Here is a 19,319-nt window from a genome sequence, read left to right as displayed (position 1 = left end):
GCCCAGACATCACACCCCCTGGTCCCACGGAGGACCCCATGAGCAAAATCACCGGATTTCTAGAACAGCCGCGCGTCAAAGACCAGTACGCCCCCGTGGACGCGCGCCTGAAGCACTACCACGAGTTTCTGTTGCCGCTGGCGCCGGGCGCGGCCCGCTTGCAGGCCACGCGCTGCATGGACTGCGGCATTCCGTTCTGCACCAGTGGCTGTCCCGTCAACAACATCATTCCCGACTTCAACAACCTCGTGTACCAGGACGACTGGCGCAGCGCCCTGGACACGCTGCACTCCACGAACAACTTCCCCGAATTCACGGGCCGCATCTGTCCCGCGCCCTGCGAGGCCGCCTGCACCCTGAACATCAGTGACGACGCCGTGGGCATCAAGTCCATTGAGCTGGCGATCATTGAGCGCGGCTGGCAGGAAGGCTGGGTGGCGCCGCAGCCCCCCACGCGGCCCACGGGCAAGAAGGTGGCCGTGGTGGGCTCGGGGCCCGCCGGGCTGGCCGCCGCCCAGCAACTGGCGCGCGCCGGGCACGCGGTCACGGTGTTCGAGAAAAACGACCGTGTGGGTGGCCTGCTGCGCTACGGCATTCCTGACTTCAAGCTGGACAAGCACCACATTGACCGCCGCGTGGCCCAGATGGAAGCCGAGGGCGTGACCTTCCGCACCGGCGTGCTGGTGGGCACGTGGCCCGAAGGCAGCCGCGTGACCAACCTGAGCAAGCAGACCGTCACCCCCGAGGGGCTGCAGGCCGAGTTCGACGCCGTGCTGCTGGCCGGCGGCGCCGAGCAGCCGCGCGACCTGCCGGTGGCGGGCCGCGAGCTGGACGGCGTGCACTTTGCGATGGAGTTCCTGCCGCAACAGAACCGCGTCACGGCGGGCGACAAGCTGAAAAAGCAACTGCGCGCCGACGGTAAGCACGTCATCGTGATCGGCGGCGGCGACACGGGCAGCGACTGCGTGGGCACCAGCAACCGCCACGGCGCCGCCAGCGTGACCCAGTTCGAGGTAATGCCCCAGCCCCCCGAGCAGGAGAACAAGCCCCTGGTCTGGCCCTACTGGCCGCTGAAACTGCGCACCAGCACCAGCCATGAAGAAGGCGCGGTGCGTGAATTCGCCATTGCCACCAAGGAATTTATCGGCAAGGGCGGCAAGGTGACGGGCGTGAAGACGGTGCGCCTGGAAATGCGCGACGGGCAGCTGCAGGAAGTGGAGGGCAGCGAGCAGGTGTACCGGGCCGACCTGGTGCTGCTGGCGATGGGCTTCGTGAGCCCGGTGGGCAGCGTCATTGACGCCTTCGGCGTGAACAAGGACGCCCGGGGCAACGCCCACGCGGGCACCGAGGAAGCGGGCGGCTACGCCACCAGCGTGCCCGGCGTGTTTGCGGCGGGCGACATGCGCCGGGGCCAGAGCCTGGTGGTGTGGGCCATCCGCGAGGGCCGCCAGGCCGCGCGCGCCATTGACGAGCACCTGATGGGGGAGAGCGTTCTGCCCCGGTAAAGGGCTGGCCGGGCCCGGTCCGGCCCATCCTCCGCGCCACCTCTGGGGTATTCCCGAGGTGGCGCTGCCGTCTTGGTTTACCGCTGATTGACCCGGGCCGGAATGTGTCTGCACCGTACAGACAGCGGGCCCAGGGGGGGTGCTAGCCTCAACGCTGGCCCGCTGTTCGGGTGGGCCGCTTCCTTCGGGGCAGGGTGTGAATCCCTACCGGCGGTGATGGCGCGGGCGCCCACAAGCCCCGGGCCTCAGCCCGCGAAGCCTGCGCAAACTGCAACACGCGCAGGCCCGACCCGGTGTGAGTCTGGGGCCGACGGTGTCATGGCGAAGAGAGACGCGCCGCATGCGGCAAGAAAGGCGAGGGGCCGTCCCCGAGCCTGAGGCCACCAGAGCGCTGTTTCTGTCCGCCATCCAGTCCGGATGAGAGAAGGAGGACCGCTGACCCTGCCGACCCCGGCGGGCAGCGACAACGTATGGTTGATGTGAATGCTCCGCCCCCTGGGCTGGAGAAACGTGTGTGGTCCGATGACCACGGCATGGCCCTGGCGCTGGCGCAGGCTGCCCGGGGCCTGGGCCGCACCGCCCCCAACCCCCCGGTGGGCTGTGTGCTGGTGCGGGACGATGAGGTGGTGGGCGCCGGTTTTCACCCGAAAGCAGGCGAGCCCCACGCCGAGGTGTTCGCCCTGCGCGAAGCCGGGGACCGGGCGCACGGGGCGACCGCGTATGTGACGCTGGAACCGTGCCGCCACCACGGCCGCACCCCGCCCTGCACCGAGGCATTGATCCGGGCCGGTGTGCGCCGCGTGGTGGTGGCCGCCCTGGACCCCAACCCGCAGGTGGCCGGGCAGGGCGTGGCCGGGCTGCGCGCCGCTGGCCTGGAGGTGGTGGTGGGCGTGCGGGAACCCGAAGCCCTGCGCCAGCAGGCGGGGTTCCGCGCCCTGATCACCCGGGGCCGCCCCTGGGTGGTGGCCAAATACGCCATGACCCTGGACGGCAAGGTGGCCGCCCACGGCGAGGGCAACGGGGCGGTGAGCAGCGCCGCCGCCCGCGAGCGCACCATGGCGTGGCGCAACGAACTGGACGCCCTGGCCGTGGGGGCTGGCACCGTGCAGGCCGATAACCCAGCCCTGACCACGCGCGGCGTGCCGGACGGGCGCGACCCCCGCCCCGTGGTCTTTGACCGCCAAGCCAGATCGGACGTTCAGGCGCGGGTCTGGCGAGAAGGCGCCGTGCTGGTGACCGGGCTGGACGCAGCGGCCACCGCTCACGAAGGAGCGGGCGTGACCGTCCTGCGCGCGGCCGACCTGCCCGGTGCGCTGCACGGGCTGGGCCAGCTGGGCGTGTCCAGCCTGCTGCTGGAAGGCGGCCCCACGCTGCTCAGCGCGTTTTTTGCGGCCGGGCTGGTGGACGAGGTGCGCGTGTTCATCGCGCCCAAGCTGCTGGGCGCGGGGCTGTCGCCCCTGACCCACCCGGCACAGGCCATGGCCGCCGCCCAGCCGCTGCGCGACGTGACGATTGAAGCGCTGGGCCCGGACGTGCTGGTCACGGGTCTGCTGAGCGAGATTCCCCGGCTGTAGTTCTCTCTCCTCTCCGGCGAGGAGAGGTGCTGCGGGACCGCAGGGGGTCTGTGCCTGCCGTCCCGCCGAGGTTAAGTCATGTTTACCGGCATCATTGAACAGGTGGGGCGCATTGCCCGCACCGAAAGCAGCAGCGGCCACCTCACGGTCACCATTCAGCCCGCCGGGATGTGGCCCGATCTGCAACTGGGCGAGAGCATCGCCGTGAGCGGCACCTGCCTGACCGTCACCGGCTGGGACGAGGCCGGCTTCACCGTGGACCTCAGCCGCGAGACGCTGGCGAAAACGGCGCCGCACTGGCAGGCCGGCGCGTCCGTGAATCTGGAGCGGGCCATGACCGCCGGCGCGCGCTTTGGCGGCCACATCGTCAGCGGGCATGTGGACGGCGTGGCCGAGGTCCTGAGTGTCGAGACCCAGCCCGGCGCCTACACCATGACCCTGCGCGCGCCGCCCCACCTCGCCCGCTACCTGGTTCCCAAGGGCAGCGTCACTGCCGATGGCGTGAGCCTGACCGTGGTGGACGTGGGCGGCCCTGCTGGCAGCCGCCCAGACCTGCGCGCCGACGAATTCACCCTCTGGCTGGTGCCCCATACGCTGGAGGTCACCACACTGCGCACCTGGGGGCCCGGCACCCGGGTCAACCTGGAAGCCGATCAGCTGGCGAAGTATGTGGAGCGGCTACTCGCCTTTGGCGGGTCTAAGGGTCTAAGGGTCGAAGAGTCAAAGAAAGACCCCCTTAGACCCTTCGACCCTTCGACCCTTGACGGGGCGCAGCCATGACCCTGGCCTCCATCCCCGCGCTGCTGGCCGAGCTGCGTGCCGGGCGCCCCGTGATTCTGGTGGATGACGAGGGCCGCGAGAACGAAGGTGACCTGCTGATCCCCGCCGCCACCGCCACGCCGCACTGGATCAACTTCATGGCGCGCGAGGGGCGCGGCCTGATCTGCGTGACCCTGCCCCCGGAGCGGGCCCAGGCCCTGGACCTGACGCCCATGGTCGGCAGCAGCACCGACCCCAACGGCACGGCCTTTACCGTCAGTGTGGACCACGTCAGCAACTCCACCGGCATCAGCGCCTACGACCGCGCGGCCACGGTGGCGGCCCTGCTGGACGGGCAGGCCCAGCCTGCCGATTTCCGCCGACCGGGGCACATCTTTCCCCTGGTGGCCCGCCCAGGTGGGGTGCTGCGCCGCGCGGGGCACACCGAAGCGGCCTGCGATCTGGCGCGGCTGGCGGGCTTTGCGCCCCTGGGCGTGATCTGCGAGATCATGGGCGACGACGGCGAGATGAGCCGCCTGCCAGACCTGCTGACGTTTGGCGAGAAACATGGCCTGAAGGTGGGGAGCATTGAGGCCCTGATCGCCTACCGCCTGGAACACGATCCCTTTATGGCGCTGGTCGCGGAAGCCAAGCTGCCCACCGAGTACGGCGACTTCCGCATCGTGGGCTTTGAAGACACCCTCAGCGGGGCCGAGCATGTGGCCCTGGTGATGGGCGAGGTGACCCCGGCGCCGCTGCTGGTGCGGGTGCACAGCGAATGCCTGACCGGCGACGGCTTTCATTCCCTGCGCTGCGACTGCGGCCCCCAGCGCGACGCGGCCATGCGCGCCATCGCCGCCGAGGGCCGGGGGGTGCTGGTCTACCTGCGCCAGGAAGGCCGGGGCATCGGCCTGCTGAACAAGATTCGCGCCTATGGGCTGCAAGACGGCGGCGCCGACACCGTGGAAGCCAACCTGCGCCTGGGCTTTCCCGCCGACGCCCGCGACTTTGGCATTGGCGCCCAGATGCTGCACCTGCTGGGCGCCCGACAGCTGCGCGTGCTGACCAACAACCCCCGCAAGCTTCATTCCCTGGGCGGCTTCGGTCTGACCGTGACCGAGCGCGTGCCCCTGCATGTGGGCGAGGGCGAGCACAACGCGGCGTATCTGCAGACCAAGCGGGCCAAGCTGGGCCATTTGGGGGCAGAGGGCGAATGGCAAATGGCTGATGGCTCATAGCAGATGGCAAATGGCTGATGGCAGATGGCGAACACCTGGCTGCGCGTCCCCACTCCCTCCTTGCTTTTCCCACTTCCCACACCCCACTCCCCCTCTAAAGGAGCCCCCCATGAACCGAATTGAAGCCACCCTCCTGGCCACAGATCTGAAATTCGCCATTGTCAGCACCCGCTGGAACCACCTGATCGTGGACCGGCTGGTCGAAGGTGCCGAACTGGCCTTTGTGCAGCACGGCGGCAAAACAGAACACCTGGATCACTTTCTGGCCCCCGGCAGCTACGAGGTGCCCCTGGTGGCGCGCAAGCTGGCGCAGTCCGGCAAATACGACGCCGTGGTGTGCCTGGGTGCCGTGATCAAGGGCGACACCGACCACTACGATTTCGTGGCGGGCGGCGCGGCCAGCGGCATTCTGAACACCAGCCTGGAGACGGGCGTGCCCGTGGCGTTCGGGGTGCTGACCACTGACACCGTGGAGCAGGCCCTGAACCGCGCCGGCATCAAGGCCGGGAACAAGGGGGCTGAGGCGGTGCTGGCGATGATTGAGACGGTGAATCTGCTGCGGCAGATCGGGTAAGAGGGTCGAGGCGGCTGCGCCGCTGCCCGGAGGTCGAGGCGTCGAGAAGGGGCGCCTTCGGCCTCTTGGCGTCTTTGTTGGCGGTGCCGTGCAGGCTGCTCGACGCCTCAACATCCTGAAGCCCGCCCGCCGCTGCCACCGTTCAGAGGGCCCCCAGCCTTTCTCGACCTCTCGACCCCCAGACTTCTCGACGCTTTGGCAGCCTCCTCCGTCCCGCAATCCCGCCCTGCCTCACACCCGGCTGCCCCTGCCCCTGCTAAGCTGCTGTGCTTGATGCGGGGCCGCGTGGAGACACCCACCAGACATGCCCCGTGCGACCGAAGGCGGGGTGATGACATTTGACGGCAGCACAGCAGATGCAGGAGCAACTCTTTCCTGCGCCGATTAAAAGTGTGGAAAAAGGCAGCGCCGCCGAGCGCGCGGGCGTGCGCCCCGGCGACGTGCTGCTGCGGGTAAACGGGCAGGCGGTGACCGACGTGCTGGCCTACCGCCACCTGCTGTCGCAGGGCGCCGCCACCCTGGAAATCGCCCGACCCCAGGAGGCCCCGCGCGTGATGACCGGCGTGCCCGGCACCGCGCAGGACCACCACCGCCTGATGCTGCCCGCCCCCCCCAGCCTGGACGACACCTTCACCTTCACGGTGGAGTGGGAAGACCCGGGCCTGGACTTCGAAGAAGTGCTGTTCGACGGCATTAAAAAGTGCGCCAACAAGTGCGATTTCTGCTACGTACACCAGATGCCGCGCGGCTTTCGCAAAAGCCTGTACATCATGGACGACGATTACCGCCTGTCCTTTCTGTACGGCTCGTTTGTCACCCTGACCAACCTCACCGAGGGCGACATCAACCGGATTCTGGACGAGAACCTCTCGCCGCTGTACGTGTCGGTGCACACGGCGAACCAGGACCTGCGCCAGGACCTGATGAAGTGGTGGAAACTGAAGGTCAAAGACCCCCAGGCCGTGCAGATCCGCTCCATGATCGAGCGCCTGGAGAGTATTGACCTGTACACCCAGATCGTGCTGGTGCCGGGGCGTAATGATCGTGAGCATCTGGACGACACCGTGGCGTACCTATCCAGCCGCCCCAACGTGATCAGCGCGGCGGTGGTGCCCATTGGCCTGACTGGGCACCGCACCAACCTGCCGGACGTGCGTACCTTCTCCCGCGAAGAAGCGCAGGACACCCTGGCGCGGCTGAACGTGTGGCGACGGCAGTTCCTGGCCGAGCGCGGCACCCGCTTCGTCTTTCCCAGCGACGAACTGTACCTGCTGGCCGGCGAGCCACTGCCCACCGAGGACGAGTACGAGGGCTTTCCCATGCTGGAAAACGGTGTGGGCATGATCCGCGACTTCCTGACCGAGGCCCTGCCCGACCTACCCGCCGCGCTGCCGCAGCCCACGCGCGTGATTCTGGGCACCGGCACCCTCTTTGCCGAGTCGCTGGACCGCGCCGTGGAGCCACTGCGGGCCATTGACGGCCTGACCCTGGAGGTGCGCGCCGTGGAGAACAAGACCTTCGGCAAGGTGACCACCGTGGCCGGCCTACTGACCGGGCGCTGCTTCCGCCACGCGGTGAAGCCGGGCGAGGCCGATCTGCTGATCGTGCCGCCCACCACCCTGCGCTACGGCACCGAGCTGATGCTGGATGACGTGAGCCTCTCGGAACTGCGCGCCGAACTGAAGATGGACGTGCGGGCGGGCGGCGCCACGCTGGGCGAACTGGCCCGCGTGATTCTGCAGGGCGCCCAGAGCAGCGGCCACCAGTGGGGCATGAGCGCCCACGCGGTCAAGGACACCGCGCAGGCGTAGCTGCAGCAGCTGAAAGCATTCGGTGGGCGCCCGGCATCAGTGGCGCCCACCTGCGGTTTGCGCCGCCGTGCCACACTGCGCTCATGCTGAGCGGCTTTCAGAAATTCCTCCTGCGGGGCAATGTCGTGGATCTGGCGGTAGGGGTGGTGATCGGCGCGGCGTTCGGTGGTGTGGTCACGGCCTTCACCAAAGGATTTTTGGACCCGATCGTCAAGCTGGTGACTGGTGGGTCGGTGGCAGGGGCCATCACCCTGCGCGCGGCTGCGCCTGGGGTGGACGCCATCGTGTTGGATTACGGCAGCTTTATCACGGCCGTCATCAACTTCGTTCTGACCGCGCTGGTGATCTATTTCTTGGTGGTCACACCCATGAACAAGATCACCGAGCGTTTCAAGCGGCAGGAGAAACCCGCCGTGGCCGAGCCCAGCAACGAGGAAAAGCTGCTGGCCGAGATCCGCGACGCCCTGAAAAACCGTCCGCTGTAGCGCGGCCTTCAGTCCCGGGCTTTCGGGGCCCGCTATCCTGCGGCCCATGAACCGCAGCGCCATCTACGCCCGGAACTTTGAAAGCCACCGCGCCGCCCTGCTGGACCTGTACGCCCAGCTGCCCGAGGACCAGGCCACCTTCTCGGCCTGGGACGGCGGCATGAGCTTCATTGGGCAGGCCGATCACCTGTCGGGCAGCGCCAGCCGCCTCCTGAACATGATTCAGGGCCAGGCCCCCGGCGACCTGCCGGCCCCCAGCCAGTCCCTGGCCGAAGCCCGCGAGCGCCTGCAGCAGAGCATGGCCGCCGCCACGGGTGCCATGACCGCCATGAGCGACGAGGATCTGTCGCGCCGCATTCCCGCCTTTGGCGGCCGTGAAATGCCCGTGGCCGCCTTGCTGGACGCCATCGTGGCCCACGAGGCCCACCACAAGGGGCAGGTGTGGCTGATGGCCCGCATGGTGGGTGTGAAGCCCCCCATGTTCGTGCGCATGGGCTGACGATGGACGCCGCGCTGCTGCTGGTGCTGCTGGCCGGGCTGGTGTTCGCCCTGCTGCTGGCCACCCGGGGCGTGCGTCACCCCGAACGGCGCGGCCAGGGCCAGTCCCGCCGCGCCGAGGCCGTCTGGGAGCGCAAGCTGCTGTCCATGACCCTGGGCAACCGGGGCGCCATAGAGCGCGGCCTCACCGCCAAGCGCCGCCAGCACCCCGGGGCCAGCCGCGCCGAATTGCTGCGCCGGCTGCATGACGACTACGTGCGTGACCGCAGCCGCTGAAGGTGGTCATGCGGGTGAGTTGCGCACATCCAGAAAACGCCCCTCCCGAACCGGAGGGGTTTTTCGCTGCCGCGCTGCTTTGCCGCCTGCCTGCCCGGCTTGATCGTGTTGGAGAGATACCAGCCGAGTTTGAGCCAGCAGGCGCTACACCCGGGCCCGTACCCGAATCTGGCGGACCCAGACCACCGCGCCCTGCGTGTCTTCGCGGCTGAGCAGGCGCACGCCGATGTACAGCTGGCCGCCCCGAATGGCCTCGTCCAGGGCGGCGCCCTCCAGGTGGATGGGGGTATCGGTGCCGCGCTTGAGGGTCACTTCGGCCAGTTGTTGCCCGCCCGCCGGGCCGTTGCAGCGCAGGGCGCCGCTCAGATCGCTGGGATTGTTGGCCGGGGGCGCCACTCTCGGACAGTCTGGCCGCGTGGGCGAGGCAAAAATCTGCACCCGGGCTTCGGTCACGGGGCCTTCGGGGGTCAGCACGGCGTCCATCGTGACGTGGCGGTAACGGGCGCGGGGCAGCGTGAGGTGGTCCAGCTGGTTGGTGTCCATGTACGCCACCTCGTGCGGTTGCAGGTTGGGCACCGTGTTCACGAAGTAGAAATCCTGGGCCTGCACTTCAGGCAGAGGAACCAGACCACAGGCGCCCAGCAGGGGGCTCAGCAGAAGCGGCAGCAGGCGGCGCATGCCCCAGGCTACCTGCGGGCCGCGTCCGCTGTGACCGCACCTGCGGCCACGGCATGAGGGGCCGCCCCGTTCCTTACCCGCGCAGCACCCGCAGGTACGCTTGCCACGGGCCCACCGCCTCCCGGTAGCCGCCCGCCAGCGTCCGCGTGATCTGCGCGAGGTGGTCCAGATCGTGAGCCGCCCAGGTGGCGAGCAGCTGCGCCAGGGTCACGGGGCCAAACTCTGGGTGCTGGCCTGTGCGGCGCAGGTCAGTGTCGGTCAGGTTCAGCGCTGCCAGCTGCCCCAGGCTCTGGGCGCGCACGGCGGCGAAGTCATTCAGCAGGGCGCCCAGAGTCCGCCCCTGCCCGGTGTGCAGATGCCCAAAGCGGTCAAAGGGCGGAAACACCTGCGCTTCGCCCACCGAGAGCAGCACCCGAGCGCGTGGCAGCCAGTTGGTGTGCTCGGCGTGGATCAGGTGCACGACCACCTGAGCTGGGCTCCAGGTGCCTTCCCCCTCATCCAGCGCCGCCCAGCCGTCCGGCAAGTCCCGCAGCAGCGCCCCCAGCACCCCCGGCGTGCGTGACAGCAGCCCCACCGCGTCCTCCAGCTTGAACTCCATGCGCCGAGTGTAGGGCGGGGGGAGTTGATGGTGAATGGGAGAAGGTTGATGTAGGAACCCTCTCTCCATCAACCTTCTCCTATCAACCATCCCCTAATTCACCAGTTTGGTCTTGTTCGTCACAAAGTCCATCAGCACGTACTGGCCGATGTTCTGCGGCGTGGTGAAGTACGCCTTGCCCCGCGTCATTTCACTGACGCGGCGCACGAAGCCCACCAGTTCCGGGTCGCGGGCCAGCATGAAGGTGTTCACCTGAATGCCGCTGCGCCGGCAGTTGGCGACCTCGCGCAGGGTGGCGCCCAGCACGTAGGGGTCCAGGCCGTAGGCGTTCTTGTAAATCCGGCCGTCGGGCAGCGTGAGGGCCGAGGGCTTGCCGTCGGTGATCATCACGATCTGCTTCATGTCCTTGTTCTCGCGCTTCAGCAGCTGCTGGGCCAGCCGCAGGCCGCCCGCCGTGTTCGTGTGGTAGGGACCAATCTGAGCCTGCGCCAGCTTGCCTACCGGCACTTCCTCGGCGCTGTCGTGGAACAGCACGAACTTCACCGTGTCGCCGGGGTACTGGGTGCGGATCAGGTGCGCCAGGGCCAGCGCCACCTGCTTGGCGGGGGTAAAGCGGTCCTCGCCGTACAGGATCATGGAGTGCGAGCAGTCCAGCAGCACGATGGTTGCCGCTGAGGAGTTGTATTCCGCCTGCCGGATCACCAGATCGGATTCCTCCAGGTTGTCAAAGCCCTTGGAAATCACGTTGCCCAGCGTGGCGGTGGTGTCCAGGTTCATGGTGTCCCCGAACTCGTAGTTCTTCAGTTCGCCGGTCATTTCCACGCCGCTGGCGTATTCACGCGTGTCGTGGGCGCCTGCGCTGGAACGGCCCAGGCCGCCCATCAGGTCGCGCAGGCTCTTGTACCCCAGGAAATCAATGCTCTTGTCGGTCAGCTGAAAGGTGGCCTCGCCGGGGTCGCCCTGGCCGCCGCCCTCGCCGTCTTCAAACTCCTTGCGGATAAAGCCGTCCTGCTGCAACTTGTCCATCAAGCGCTCAATCTGCTGGCCCAGGGCCGTCTCGCGGATGTCCTCGGCCTGCATGGCTTCCAGCAGCTGCTCTTCGGGAATCATGTTGCGTTCGGCCAGCGCTTCGAGAATCGCGTCGAACAGGTCGTCCATGCTGGGGCGCGCGTTGGGGTCGGGGTCGTAGGGGTCGTTCATCCCCTGGCCCAGCAGCGCTTCCTGAATCATCTGCATCAGCTCGCTGGAGTCCAGCTGATCCAGTTCGCCTTCAAATTTGCTGTACCGCGTGACGCGCGCCATAGGTGGTCCTCCGTGCCCTTCAGCATGGCGCGTTTGTGCGGCGCGGTTTGTAAGGGGCTGGGCGTTTGTGCGGCGCTGTCCCCTCACCCCTTGCGGCGCAAGACCCCCTCCCGCTAAGGGGAGAGGGTCGGCAAGGGGAAGGGACTTTAGTTCCAGGCACAGTGGACGTGGTTGTTGTGGCCGCCGCTGGAATCGTTGTAGGCGTTGAAGGTCTGCGAGGGGTCGCTGCCCGCCGCAATACAGGCGTTGCGCGCGGCGGTGTGGGCGCTGTTCGGCGTGCTCAGGCTCACCCCGTTCCAGATGCCAATATCAATCGCCAGCCCGGCGTAGTGGTCCGAATTCGTGGAGTGCTTGCCACCCGCCACCGAGGTGATGAAAAAGGTGTTCCCGGCGTTTGCGATGCTCAGCACGCCTTCCAGCATGGAGCGCTTCAGGGCCACCTGCAGGCCGCAGTTCACGTTGCTGTTGCACCCGCGCGTGACCAGGCGGCCAGCGGCGGCGTCGGTCATGTTCTGCTTGGGGCTGCCGTTCGTGGTGGAACTGCTGGTGCCCAGTGTGATGCGGCTGCTGCTCAGAATCTGCCCCGCAAGGCTGGCGGTGGTGCCGCTGGGCGCGGTGCTGGCGCCGGTCACCAGTTCCTGCCACGTGTTCAGGCCCACGATGCCGTCCACGCTCAGCCCACGCTTGGTCTGAAAGTCGCGCACGGCGGTATTCGTGGCGGGGCCAAAGGCGCCGTCCACGGTCACACTGGTGTACCCGTAGCCGTTGCGCAACTGGTCCTGCAGCGCGCGCACCGCGTTGTTGTTGTCGCCCTGGCGCACGGTCTTGATCAGGGCTTCCCAGGTGTTGCCGCCCACAATGCCGTCCACGGTCAGGCCCCGGGCCGCCTGGAAATTGCGCACGGCCGTGTTCGTGCCGCTGCCGAAGATGCCGTCCACATCGACCGTCTGCCCGGCTTCGCGCAGCAGATACTGCAGGGTGGTCACGTCTCGCCCGGTGGCACCCTGGCGCAGGTTCTGCCACGTCAGGGTGGCGGCGTGGGCCGGGGAGAGGGTGGCCACAAGGGCAATGGTGGTGGTGCTCAGCAAGGCATAGCGCGTGAAGCTCTCCTTTCCGCAGCGCAGGAGGCCTGCGGGCCGGCGGCCCAGCAAGAAGCCGCCCGGCGGGGACGAGGGGGGAAGATTTCGCCAACGCCGGGCATTGTGCGCAGATGGCAGGACATGCCCCAAAGAGGAAGCTCTCAGGTTGGGCCGGGCAGATGAAGAGAGGCCCCCGCGCGCTCAGAAAGGCGGGCGGGGGCTGGGGGGCTGCGCAGGCGTGCCCAGCCTGTGGGCGGCACCCGTCAGCTTCGGCCGCCAGATGACCGGAGGCTCAACTGGTGATCAGGAACGTCAGGCTTAGCGGTTCTCGAGCCTGCTCGTTCTTTCCTGCTCGAAGGTGACGCTGACGCGCGCTTTACTACTCACCATGCTCAGCTGAAGGGTCATGCGCGTGGTGTCCTGGCTGGGGCCGGGCAGGCCATCTGGGCGAACCGAGTGTGTGCTATTGGTGGTGGCGTTCAGAAGGGCGACGCTCATGGGCAGTGGCTCGCCCAGTTCAAAGCGCCAGTCACTGAACACGCTCTGAGTCTGGAACTGATGGAATCCGGTAGCGTTCTGTCCGGTATACATGGTGCGGCTGACGATCTTCATGGGGCTGGCCTTGAGCAGTGCCTCCTCTCCCAGGAATGGTCCAAACATGGCCGCCAGAAGATCCTGTGTGGGCATCTCCACGGTCTCTTCCTCGACCTGCCCGGGGGCCAGGGCCTGACCAGTGCTCGCCACCGAACTGCCATTCTGGGCTGCCATGCGCTGCAAGTCCTCAAGGTTCATACGGCTAAAGACCTCGTTCAGAAGGGCGTCATCGCTGGTGAACTTGAGCCCTTCGCTCTGGCCGTCCGGGGTCAGGGTCTGCGTGATGCGGAAGCTAATGGGCTCCTTCTGCCCCGGGACGTTCTGAATAAAGGTCTGCAGGAGCCCCACGCGTCCGTCAGCAGTGCGGCTGGTCACACGCGTAAAGAGTTTGCCGGTCTCCTGGGTATTCCGGCCAGACAGCGCCTTCGAGAAGGTCTGCCGTATCTGTTCAATCTCCTGTGCACTCAGGCGCTGGTTGGGCAGGGCTTCAACCTTGCTCTCCTTGAGCGTCATACGGGTGCTGGTCGTCAGGCGCTGCTCCACTGTGGTGCCCACTGGGGCGGTGATCAGCAGCGTGGGGGCGGCAGCGGGAGTGGCTGGGGCAGGAACAGCCGGAGCCGCGCTCTGGGCAGCGGCGGGGGTGGCAAGCAGCAGGGCAGAGAGGAGCAAGGCGCGCATGCCTTCACCCTACGCGCCCGGGCCGGGGCGGGTGACCGCACTTGCCGCGCGGCGCGCGTGGCCCCAGGTGCGGCACAATAGACGCCATGACTGATCGCCCTTCTCCCGAGCGTCCCGACGCCCGCCTTGTGCGCCTGCACGCCGAACGCGGCGACCCCCACGCCCGCCTTGCGGGGGCGCTGGCCGACCTGGAAGGGGCCGGCTGGGGCGTGCTGCTGGAAGGCCCGCGCGCGCTGGCCGCGCAACTGGCCGCCGCCCTGGGCCGGGGCACCCTGCGCGTGGACCCCCGTATCCGCCTGGACCGGGACGCCCTGGCTGGGGCCGGGCTGGCCGCCGCTTCTCTGGATGCTGATTGGCGCGGCGCGCAGGCCGTGTGGCTGCTGGAACCCACCCCCGAGGACCTGGAGCGCGCCCGCCGGGCCGGCGTGCCAGTGATCGTGGACGCCACCCTGGCCCCGGGCAGTGAGTGGTTCTCGCGCGGCGCGGCCCACGTGACTTACCGCGACAGCGTGACCCTCAGCGGCCATGGCGACGCGCCTCTGTGCGCCCTGTTTGGTACAGGCGAGGCCCCGGCCCCCGTGGGGGCGCCCCCCAGCGACCTGAACGTGGCCCTGGTCCTGCGCGATGTGGCCACGCTGCCCCTGCGCCTGGCCCGGATGGCGCGCACAGCCTCGGCCCTGGCCGAGCGCCTGGGGGGCGCCGTGCAGACGGCCGGCCCCACCGCCCTGCTGCTGGCCCCGGACGCCGTGGCCGACACCGCCGCGCCCCTGGGCGGGGTGCTGCTCGCGGCGCGCAGCGTGTCGGGCGGGGTGCTGCTGACCCCGGGCCTGGAAGACCTGGGCCGCGCCCTGGCCCTGCTGCGCGTGGGCGGTCCGGCCGCCAGCCGCGACGAGCGGACCCCTGACCGCGACCCCGGGCGCGCTGCCTCCGAGCGCAGCGGGGAGAGCCCCGAGCGCCGCGAGTTCCGGGGGCGCCGGGGCGGGGCCGACCGGGGCCGCGATGTCCGCCGGGGTGAGCGTCCGGGCCGCTTTGACGGCGAGCGTCCCGACCGCCCCCTGCCAGACCGGGCCGGGGCCGACCGCCCTGACCGCGAGCCGCCGCAGCGCGTGACCTTTGACGCCCCGGTGCCCAACCTCACCCTGGCCCCGCTGCCCGACGGGCCCGCCGAGGAGATCTGGGAGCCGGAAATCGTGTTCAGCGACTCGCCCGCCCTGCCCCCCGCGCCGCTGCCCATTCCGGTGAGTGGCGGCCCCGACGCTCCAGAGCAGCCGGCTGGCCTGCCCGACGTGCATCACCTGAGTCCCGAGGGCGACCAGTGGGCCCAAGAAGAGGCGCCGGGCGAGGGCCAGGACGAAACCGCAGGCACGACCACCGAGACCGAGGCTGCCCAGCCCGCTGATACCGCCGCCGAGCCGCAGCCGGCGCCCCAGGCCGCCCCGGTGGCCGAACCTGCCCCCGTGATCCTGCCGCCTGACCTGCCCGGCGGCAAGGAAGACCCGGCGGCCGGCCTGACGGACGAGCAGGCCGCTGTGTACGCCCGCCTGCGCGAGTGGCGCAACGCCGAAGCCAAGCGTCAGGAGATCAGCCGCTTCATCATTGCCAGCAACGCCACCCTGGCCGAAATCGCCCGCCGCGTGCCCTACACCGAAGCGGACCTGAAAGCGGTGCGCGGCATGGGCCCGGAGCGGCTGCGCAAGTACGGGCAGAAGATTCTGGAAGTGGTGCGTGGGTAGGCGGCCCTGGCAAGGGCTGGGCGGGGCCCTGCTGGCCCTGAGCCTGCTGGGCACGGGTGCGGGCGCCGCCACAGTGGATATAGCAACGGTCCTGGCCGACGGCACGCGCGCCACCACGGTGGCCAGCCTGGACCCGGTTAGCATGGAGGTGACCCGGCAGATTCCTGGGGCAGCGCCTCTGAAGCTGGGCGTGAGCCTGGACGGGCAGATTGACAGCACGGCGCCGGGCCGGGTGAGCGGCGTCACGGTGTTGGCGCCGCGTGCCCGCTTCAGTGCCGCCGAGCAGGGCTTTGTCTCCGGGTTGGTGGGCCGCCTGGCCACGCAGTGTTTCAACCTGTTGCCGGCCCGCCGCGCCGCCATCGCCGCGTGGCTGGGGCAGCAGAACGCGGCCGGCGCGCGCCGGGTGGCCGCCACCTTCGGCCCTCTGAAGCTGCAGTGGGCGCGCGGGGTGGACAGCGGCAACCGCCCGTTCACCGAGCTGACCCTGAGCCGCAGCGGCACGCCGGGCGCGGCCCCCTGGGTGAACGCCTGCCGGGCCTACTGACCCGGGACGACCCTGATGCCCAAGCAGAGTGGGAAGAGCGAAGGGACGCTGTTCCAGCGCCGGCGCCCCGTCTGTTCTCGTCTCCGCTCTTCTGTGGACCTCTGCGAGGCTGCGGTGTAGCGCTGCGCGTCCGCTCCCCCTCGACCTCCGCTCACCTGCCTTCCGTATCAGGCCAAGCAAACACCCGCGCTGTAAGAGGTGACCCCTCCAGCGCGGGTGTTTGCCGCCCCCTACTCCGGGCCGTAGCGGTGCTCGGCGGGCAGTGGGGCTTCGTCATGGGCGGCCTGGGCGATGCGGCGGGCCAGCGGAAAATCCACCGCCGCGTACCACGCCTGTTCCAGGGCGCCGCCCCCGCCGGACTGCGCGCGGTACACGCACAGGGTAGGGCCGTACGAGCAGGCGCCCAGGCAGCCGCTTTCCGTCAGGCGCAGGCTGCCGCCCTTCTTGTAGTAGGCCAAGGCGTCGCGTTCCAGGTGGTTCCACAGGGCCCGGTACAGCAGCGCCGAGCCGCGTCCCTGGCAGCTTTGCCCCTGGCAGACCAGCAGGTGGGCACGGGTGGAAAAAAACTTGGGGGTCATTTACAGGCCATCCTCGGGAATCACAATCAGGCGCTCCTGGTCACGCACGACCCGGGTCCATACGCCGTAGGCCGCGTGCAGGTGTTCGGGGGTCAGCACCGCGCCCGGCGGGCCGCTGGCCAGCACCCGCCCCTGGGCCAGCAGCACCAGATGGTCGGCGCGGGCGGCCAGATTCAGGTCGTGCAGCACGGCCACGGCGCCCAGGCCGCCTGCCACCTCGCAGCGCAGGTAGCGCATAACCTCCAGGGCGTAGGCCAGGTCCAGGTGGTTGGTGGGTTCGTCCAGCAGCAAAAAGCGCGGCTGTGCGGCCAGCGCGCGGGCCAGCGCCACCCGCTGCCGCTCGCCGCCCGACAGTTCGCCCAGCCGGCGCGCGGCAAAACGGGCGGTGTCGGTGCGGGCCAGGGCGCCCTCCACCGCCGCTTCGTCCTCGGGGCCCCAGGGGTCGCGGGGCAGCAGGCCAAAACGCCACGTGCCCGCGCCGCGCCCCAGGGCCACCATGTCGCGCACGGTGGTCCCCAGGGGCAGTTCTTCGCCCTGAGCCAGGTAAGCCAGCAGGCGCGAGCGCTGTGCCCGGCTCCACTGGCCCAGGGGGCGGCCCAGCAGGCGCACCTCGCCGCGTTCCGGGCGTGACAGCCCCAGGCAGGCGCGCAGCAGCGTGCTTTTGCCCGCTCCGTTGGGCCCAATGACCGCCGAGAGCGCCCCGGGCGGAAAGTGCACGCTGACCCCACGCACCGCCGGAAAACTGCCCGCCTGCACGTGCACGTCCAGCGCTTCCAGGCCCGGCGCGGGAGCGGGGGGCATCTCAGTCACGGGTGCGCCTCAGTAGCCATAGGAAAAAGGGCCCGCCGAGCAACGTGGTGACAATGCCCACCTGCGACAGCGGCGTGGTGCGCGCCAGTAGGTCGGCCAGCACCACCAGCGTCCCGCCCAGCAGCGCCGAGAGCGGCAGCAGCGTGCGGTGCCCGGCCCCAAAGGCCAGCCGCACCACATGCGGCACCAGCAGCCCCACGAAGCCGATGATGCCCACGTAGGCCACCGCCCCCGCCGTGGCGAGGCTGGCCGCGCCGATCACCAGCAGCCGCAGCCGCTCCACCGGCACCCCCAGGCTGCGGGCGGTCAGCTCGCCCAGCTGCAGGGTGTCCAGGGCGCGGGCCAGCAGCAGCAGCGCCCCGGCCCCCAGGCCCACGTAGGGCACCACCGCCCCCACCTCACGCCAGCCGCTGAAGCCCAGGTCGCCCAGGGTGTAGGCCAGCACCTCACGCGCGCGGTCCTCGCCGCGCAGCAGCAGCGCCGTGGAAATGGCGCTGAGCACGCTGCCCACCACCACGCCGGCCAGCACCAGCCGGGTGGGCGGCAGGCGGCGGCCCTCGCGCGCCAGCATCAGCGTGGTCGTGACCGCGCCCAGCGCCCCCAGCAGCGCCGCCGCCGGAATCAGGGGACGCGGGCCGCCGCCCACAATCACGGCAGTGGCCCCCAGCGCGCCGCCGCTGGCCACGCCCAGCAGATAGGGGTCGGCCAGGGGGTTGCGGAACACGCCCTGAAAAGCGCCGCCGCACACCCCCAGGCTGGCGCCCACCAGGACACCCATCACCACGCGCGGCAGCCGGATCTGCCACACGATCACGTCGTTGCCGACCAGTTCTTGCCCGCTCAGACCACGCCACAGCGCGCCCAGCACCTCGCCCGGCGGCACCATGACGCTGCCCAGCCCTGTGCCCAGCACCACGGCCAACAGCAGCAGCAGGGCCAGCCCCGCCAGCTGCAGCGGCAGGGCCGAACGGGGTGGGCGGGGCGGGGCGGCGCTGGACACAGCCTTACTTGAAGAGTTCAGGGTGAACGAGCTTGGCCAGCCCGCGCAGGGCCTGGGGCAGACGGGGGCCGGGGCGGCCCAGGATGGTGTTCAGCTCTTTGGGCACGTTGATCACCTTGCCGGTTTTCAGGGCCGTGATGGTGTTCCAGCCGGGGCGGGCGCCGGCTGTCGCTGCGTCCACGCCCAGAATCAGCTGCGGGTTCTGCTTCACGATGAATTCGGGGTCCACCTTGGGAAAATCGCCCATCGTCGCCGGAATGATGTTGCGCGCGCCGGCTTTGGTCAGCAGCGTGCCCATGAAGGAATTCGGGCCGATGGAGTACGGGGTGGGGTCAATCTCAAAGTAGGCGGTGGGCTTGTTCACGGCCGTCTTCGTCAGAATCTCGACCTTGGCGATCTCGCGCTTCATGGAGGTCACCAGCGCCTTGGCCTGGGCCTCGCGGTTGACGATCTTGCCCAGCAGCAGGGTCTTGCTGAACACCTCGTCGTAGGTTTCGGGGTTCACAGCGATCACCGTGATGCCCGCCTGGGTCAGCGGCTCAGCCAGCTTGCCGTACTTGCTCACCAGCACGAGGTCGGGTTTGCGGGCCACAATCGCTTCCACGTTGGGGTTGTACAGCCCACCCATCTTGGGCAGCTTGGTGACGTAGGCGGGGTAGTCACTGTAGTCGTCCACGCCCACCAGCTTGTCGCAGGCGGCCAGGGCGCACAGCGTTTCGCTGGTGCTGGGCAGCATGCTCACAATGCGCTTTGGCTCGGCCTTCAGGGTTACCTTGCGGCCCAGGTCGTCGGTGAGGGTCAGGGGGTAGGTGGTGGCGCTGGCCGCCGCCGACAGGGCGGCGCACAGGGCAGCAGTCAGGGTCAGGGCACGGTTCATGGGCAGTCTCCTTGCCTGGACCCCTCGGACTTCGGCGCCACAAAAACGCCGCCCCAGTCGGGGGGCGGTCAGGGGTCAAAGCAGGGGCCGCGTGCGGGGGCCCACGGGGGGGCCGCCAACTCTCACGG

Annotated in this window: 20 protein-coding genes; 11 read left to right on the top strand and 9 right to left on the bottom strand. The window is 69.2% G+C overall.

Annotated features, from left to right (window positions below; genetic code table 11):
* Positions 1–38: 38 nt before the first annotated feature.
* The 9 genes from KMW22_RS10420 to KMW22_RS10380 all read left to right on the top strand — a co-directional run bounded on the left by KMW22_RS10420 (position 39) and on the right by KMW22_RS10380 (position 8,720).
* Entirely contained in the window at positions 39–1,505 is a 1,467-nt protein-coding gene (locus KMW22_RS10420) for a glutamate synthase subunit beta (RefSeq protein ID WP_221089986.1), read from the top strand.
* Positions 1,506–2,038: 533 nt separating this feature from the next.
* Complete coding sequence (gene ribD / locus KMW22_RS10415; protein ID WP_221090058.1) at positions 2,039–3,079, top strand: bifunctional diaminohydroxyphosphoribosylaminopyrimidine deaminase/5-amino-6-(5-phosphoribosylamino)uracil reductase RibD; 1,041 nt, start codon at positions 2,039–2,041, stop codon at positions 3,077–3,079.
* 78 nt (positions 3,080–3,157) lie between these two features.
* The gene (locus KMW22_RS10410) at positions 3,158–3,859 is read left to right on the top strand and encodes a riboflavin synthase (RefSeq protein WP_221089985.1); all 702 of its coding nucleotides are present in this window, start codon (positions 3,158–3,160) and stop codon (positions 3,857–3,859) included.
* Positions 3,856–5,076, top strand: a complete 1,221-nt coding sequence (locus KMW22_RS10405) for a bifunctional 3,4-dihydroxy-2-butanone-4-phosphate synthase/GTP cyclohydrolase II (RefSeq protein WP_221089984.1) — start codon at positions 3,856–3,858, stop codon at positions 5,074–5,076. The genes KMW22_RS10410 and KMW22_RS10405 overlap by 4 nt, the downstream gene beginning before the upstream one ends.
* Positions 5,077–5,185: 109 nt before the next feature.
* Positions 5,186–5,650: a 6,7-dimethyl-8-ribityllumazine synthase gene (ribH, locus tag KMW22_RS10400; RefSeq protein ID WP_221089983.1), complete on the top strand. Its 465-nt coding sequence runs from the start codon at positions 5,186–5,188 to the stop codon at positions 5,648–5,650.
* A gap of 356 nt (positions 5,651–6,006) precedes the next feature.
* Entirely contained in the window at positions 6,007–7,461 is a 1,455-nt protein-coding gene (locus KMW22_RS10395; protein ID WP_407928439.1) for a DUF512 domain-containing protein, read from the top strand.
* 83 nt (positions 7,462–7,544) lie between these two features.
* The gene (gene mscL, locus KMW22_RS10390; protein ID WP_221089981.1) at positions 7,545–7,946 is read left to right on the top strand and encodes a large conductance mechanosensitive channel protein MscL; all 402 of its coding nucleotides are present in this window, start codon (positions 7,545–7,547) and stop codon (positions 7,944–7,946) included.
* A 46-nt stretch (positions 7,947–7,992) separates the two neighbouring features.
* Complete coding sequence (locus tag KMW22_RS10385) at positions 7,993–8,445, top strand: DinB family protein (protein ID WP_221089980.1); 453 nt, start codon at positions 7,993–7,995, stop codon at positions 8,443–8,445.
* A 2-nt stretch (positions 8,446–8,447) separates the two neighbouring features.
* A complete protein-coding gene (locus KMW22_RS10380; RefSeq protein WP_221089979.1) occupies positions 8,448–8,720 on the top strand; it encodes a hypothetical protein in 273 nt (90 codons plus the stop codon).
* A gap of 144 nt (positions 8,721–8,864) precedes the next feature.
* On the opposite strand, the gene KMW22_RS10375 is transcribed toward KMW22_RS10380, so the two are convergent.
* From KMW22_RS10375 to KMW22_RS10355, 5 genes are all read right to left on the bottom strand, one after another.
* Positions 8,865–9,398, bottom strand: coding sequence for a hypothetical protein (locus KMW22_RS10375; RefSeq protein WP_221089978.1), 534 nt, complete (start codon positions 9,396–9,398; stop codon positions 8,865–8,867).
* 73 nt (positions 9,399–9,471) lie between these two features.
* Positions 9,472–9,996 carry a DinB family protein gene (locus KMW22_RS10370; protein ID WP_221089977.1) on the bottom strand — a complete coding sequence of 175 codons (525 nt, stop codon included), beginning with the start codon at positions 9,994–9,996 and terminating at the stop codon, positions 9,472–9,474.
* 93 nt (positions 9,997–10,089) lie between these two features.
* The gene (locus tag KMW22_RS10365) at positions 10,090–11,298 is read right to left on the bottom strand and encodes a vWA domain-containing protein (RefSeq protein WP_221089976.1); all 1,209 of its coding nucleotides are present in this window, start codon (positions 11,296–11,298) and stop codon (positions 10,090–10,092) included.
* A gap of 146 nt (positions 11,299–11,444) precedes the next feature.
* Positions 11,445–12,359, bottom strand: a complete 915-nt coding sequence (locus KMW22_RS10360; protein WP_328774660.1) for a peptidoglycan-binding domain-containing protein — start codon at positions 12,357–12,359, stop codon at positions 11,445–11,447.
* A gap of 336 nt (positions 12,360–12,695) precedes the next feature.
* Complete coding sequence (locus KMW22_RS10355) at positions 12,696–13,649, bottom strand: hypothetical protein (RefSeq protein ID WP_221089975.1); 954 nt, start codon at positions 13,647–13,649, stop codon at positions 12,696–12,698.
* An 86-nt stretch (positions 13,650–13,735) separates the two neighbouring features.
* Here KMW22_RS10355 and KMW22_RS10350 point away from each other — a divergent pair, with 86 nt between their 5' ends.
* Both KMW22_RS10350 and KMW22_RS10345 read left to right on the top strand, forming a co-directional pair.
* Positions 13,736–15,382 (top strand): HRDC domain-containing protein, encoded by a 1,647-nt coding sequence (locus tag KMW22_RS10350; RefSeq protein WP_221089974.1) that lies wholly within the window; start codon positions 13,736–13,738, stop codon positions 15,380–15,382.
* On the top strand, positions 15,375–15,926 hold the full coding sequence (locus tag KMW22_RS10345; protein ID WP_221089973.1) for a hypothetical protein: 552 nt from the start codon (positions 15,375–15,377) through the stop codon (positions 15,924–15,926). Before KMW22_RS10350 ends, KMW22_RS10345 begins: the two co-directional genes overlap by 8 nt.
* A 230-nt stretch (positions 15,927–16,156) precedes the next feature.
* On the opposite strand, the gene KMW22_RS10340 is transcribed toward KMW22_RS10345, so the two are convergent.
* From KMW22_RS10340 to KMW22_RS10325, 4 genes are read right to left on the bottom strand one after another with little or no spacing between them, the layout of a single operon-like run.
* A complete protein-coding gene (locus KMW22_RS10340) occupies positions 16,157–16,504 on the bottom strand; it encodes a (2Fe-2S) ferredoxin domain-containing protein (RefSeq protein ID WP_221089972.1) in 348 nt (115 codons plus the stop codon).
* Entirely contained in the window at positions 16,505–17,305 is an 801-nt protein-coding gene (locus tag KMW22_RS10335) for an ABC transporter ATP-binding protein (RefSeq protein ID WP_221090056.1), read from the bottom strand.
* Position 17,306: 1 nt separating this feature from the next.
* Positions 17,307–18,314: a FecCD family ABC transporter permease gene (locus KMW22_RS10330; RefSeq protein ID WP_221089971.1), complete on the bottom strand. Its 1,008-nt coding sequence runs from the start codon at positions 18,312–18,314 to the stop codon at positions 17,307–17,309.
* Positions 18,315–18,318: 4 nt separating this feature from the next.
* Complete coding sequence (locus tag KMW22_RS10325) at positions 18,319–19,191, bottom strand: ABC transporter substrate-binding protein (RefSeq protein WP_221089970.1); 873 nt, start codon at positions 19,189–19,191, stop codon at positions 18,319–18,321.
* Positions 19,192–19,319: the final 128 nt, after the last annotated feature.

It is taken from the genome of Deinococcus aquaedulcis, from assembly GCF_019693445.1.
Lineage (GTDB): Bacteria > Deinococcota > Deinococci > Deinococcales > Deinococcaceae > Deinococcus > Deinococcus aquaedulcis.
This window is presented reverse-complemented; position numbering and strand designations above follow the sequence as displayed.

Excerpts from the sequence above, each read along its gene's own strand:
- KMW22_RS10420 (WP_221089986.1), top strand. The coding sequence starts at position 39 with ATGAGCAAAATCACCGGATTTCTAGAACAGCCGCGCGTCAAAGACCAG.
- ribD (WP_221090058.1), top strand. The coding sequence starts at position 2,039 with ATGGCCCTGGCGCTGGCGCAGGCTGCCCGGGGCCTGGGCCGCACCGCC.
- KMW22_RS10410 (WP_221089985.1), top strand. The coding sequence starts at position 3,158 with ATGTTTACCGGCATCATTGAACAGGTGGGGCGCATTGCCCGCACCGAA.
- KMW22_RS10405 (WP_221089984.1), top strand. The coding sequence starts at position 3,856 with ATGACCCTGGCCTCCATCCCCGCGCTGCTGGCCGAGCTGCGTGCCGGG.
- ribH (WP_221089983.1), top strand. The coding sequence starts at position 5,186 with ATGAACCGAATTGAAGCCACCCTCCTGGCCACAGATCTGAAATTCGCC.
- KMW22_RS10395 (WP_407928439.1), top strand. The coding sequence starts at position 6,007 with ATGCAGGAGCAACTCTTTCCTGCGCCGATTAAAAGTGTGGAAAAAGGC.
- mscL (WP_221089981.1), top strand. The coding sequence starts at position 7,545 with ATGCTGAGCGGCTTTCAGAAATTCCTCCTGCGGGGCAATGTCGTGGAT.
- KMW22_RS10385 (WP_221089980.1), top strand. The coding sequence starts at position 7,993 with ATGAACCGCAGCGCCATCTACGCCCGGAACTTTGAAAGCCACCGCGCC.
- KMW22_RS10380 (WP_221089979.1), top strand. The coding sequence starts at position 8,448 with ATGGACGCCGCGCTGCTGCTGGTGCTGCTGGCCGGGCTGGTGTTCGCC.
- KMW22_RS10375 (WP_221089978.1), bottom strand. The coding sequence starts at position 9,398 with ATGCGCCGCCTGCTGCCGCTTCTGCTGAGCCCCCTGCTGGGCGCCTGT.
- KMW22_RS10370 (WP_221089977.1), bottom strand. The coding sequence starts at position 9,996 with ATGGAGTTCAAGCTGGAGGACGCGGTGGGGCTGCTGTCACGCACGCCG.
- KMW22_RS10365 (WP_221089976.1), bottom strand. The coding sequence starts at position 11,298 with ATGGCGCGCGTCACGCGGTACAGCAAATTTGAAGGCGAACTGGATCAG.
- KMW22_RS10355 (WP_221089975.1), bottom strand. The coding sequence starts at position 13,649 with ATGCGCGCCTTGCTCCTCTCTGCCCTGCTGCTTGCCACCCCCGCCGCT.
- KMW22_RS10350 (WP_221089974.1), top strand. The coding sequence starts at position 13,736 with ATGACTGATCGCCCTTCTCCCGAGCGTCCCGACGCCCGCCTTGTGCGC.
- KMW22_RS10340 (WP_221089972.1), bottom strand. The coding sequence starts at position 16,504 with ATGACCCCCAAGTTTTTTTCCACCCGTGCCCACCTGCTGGTCTGCCAG.
- KMW22_RS10335 (WP_221090056.1), bottom strand. The coding sequence starts at position 17,305 with ATGCCCCCCGCTCCCGCGCCGGGCCTGGAAGCGCTGGACGTGCACGTG.
- KMW22_RS10325 (WP_221089970.1), bottom strand. The coding sequence starts at position 19,191 with ATGAACCGTGCCCTGACCCTGACTGCTGCCCTGTGCGCCGCCCTGTCG.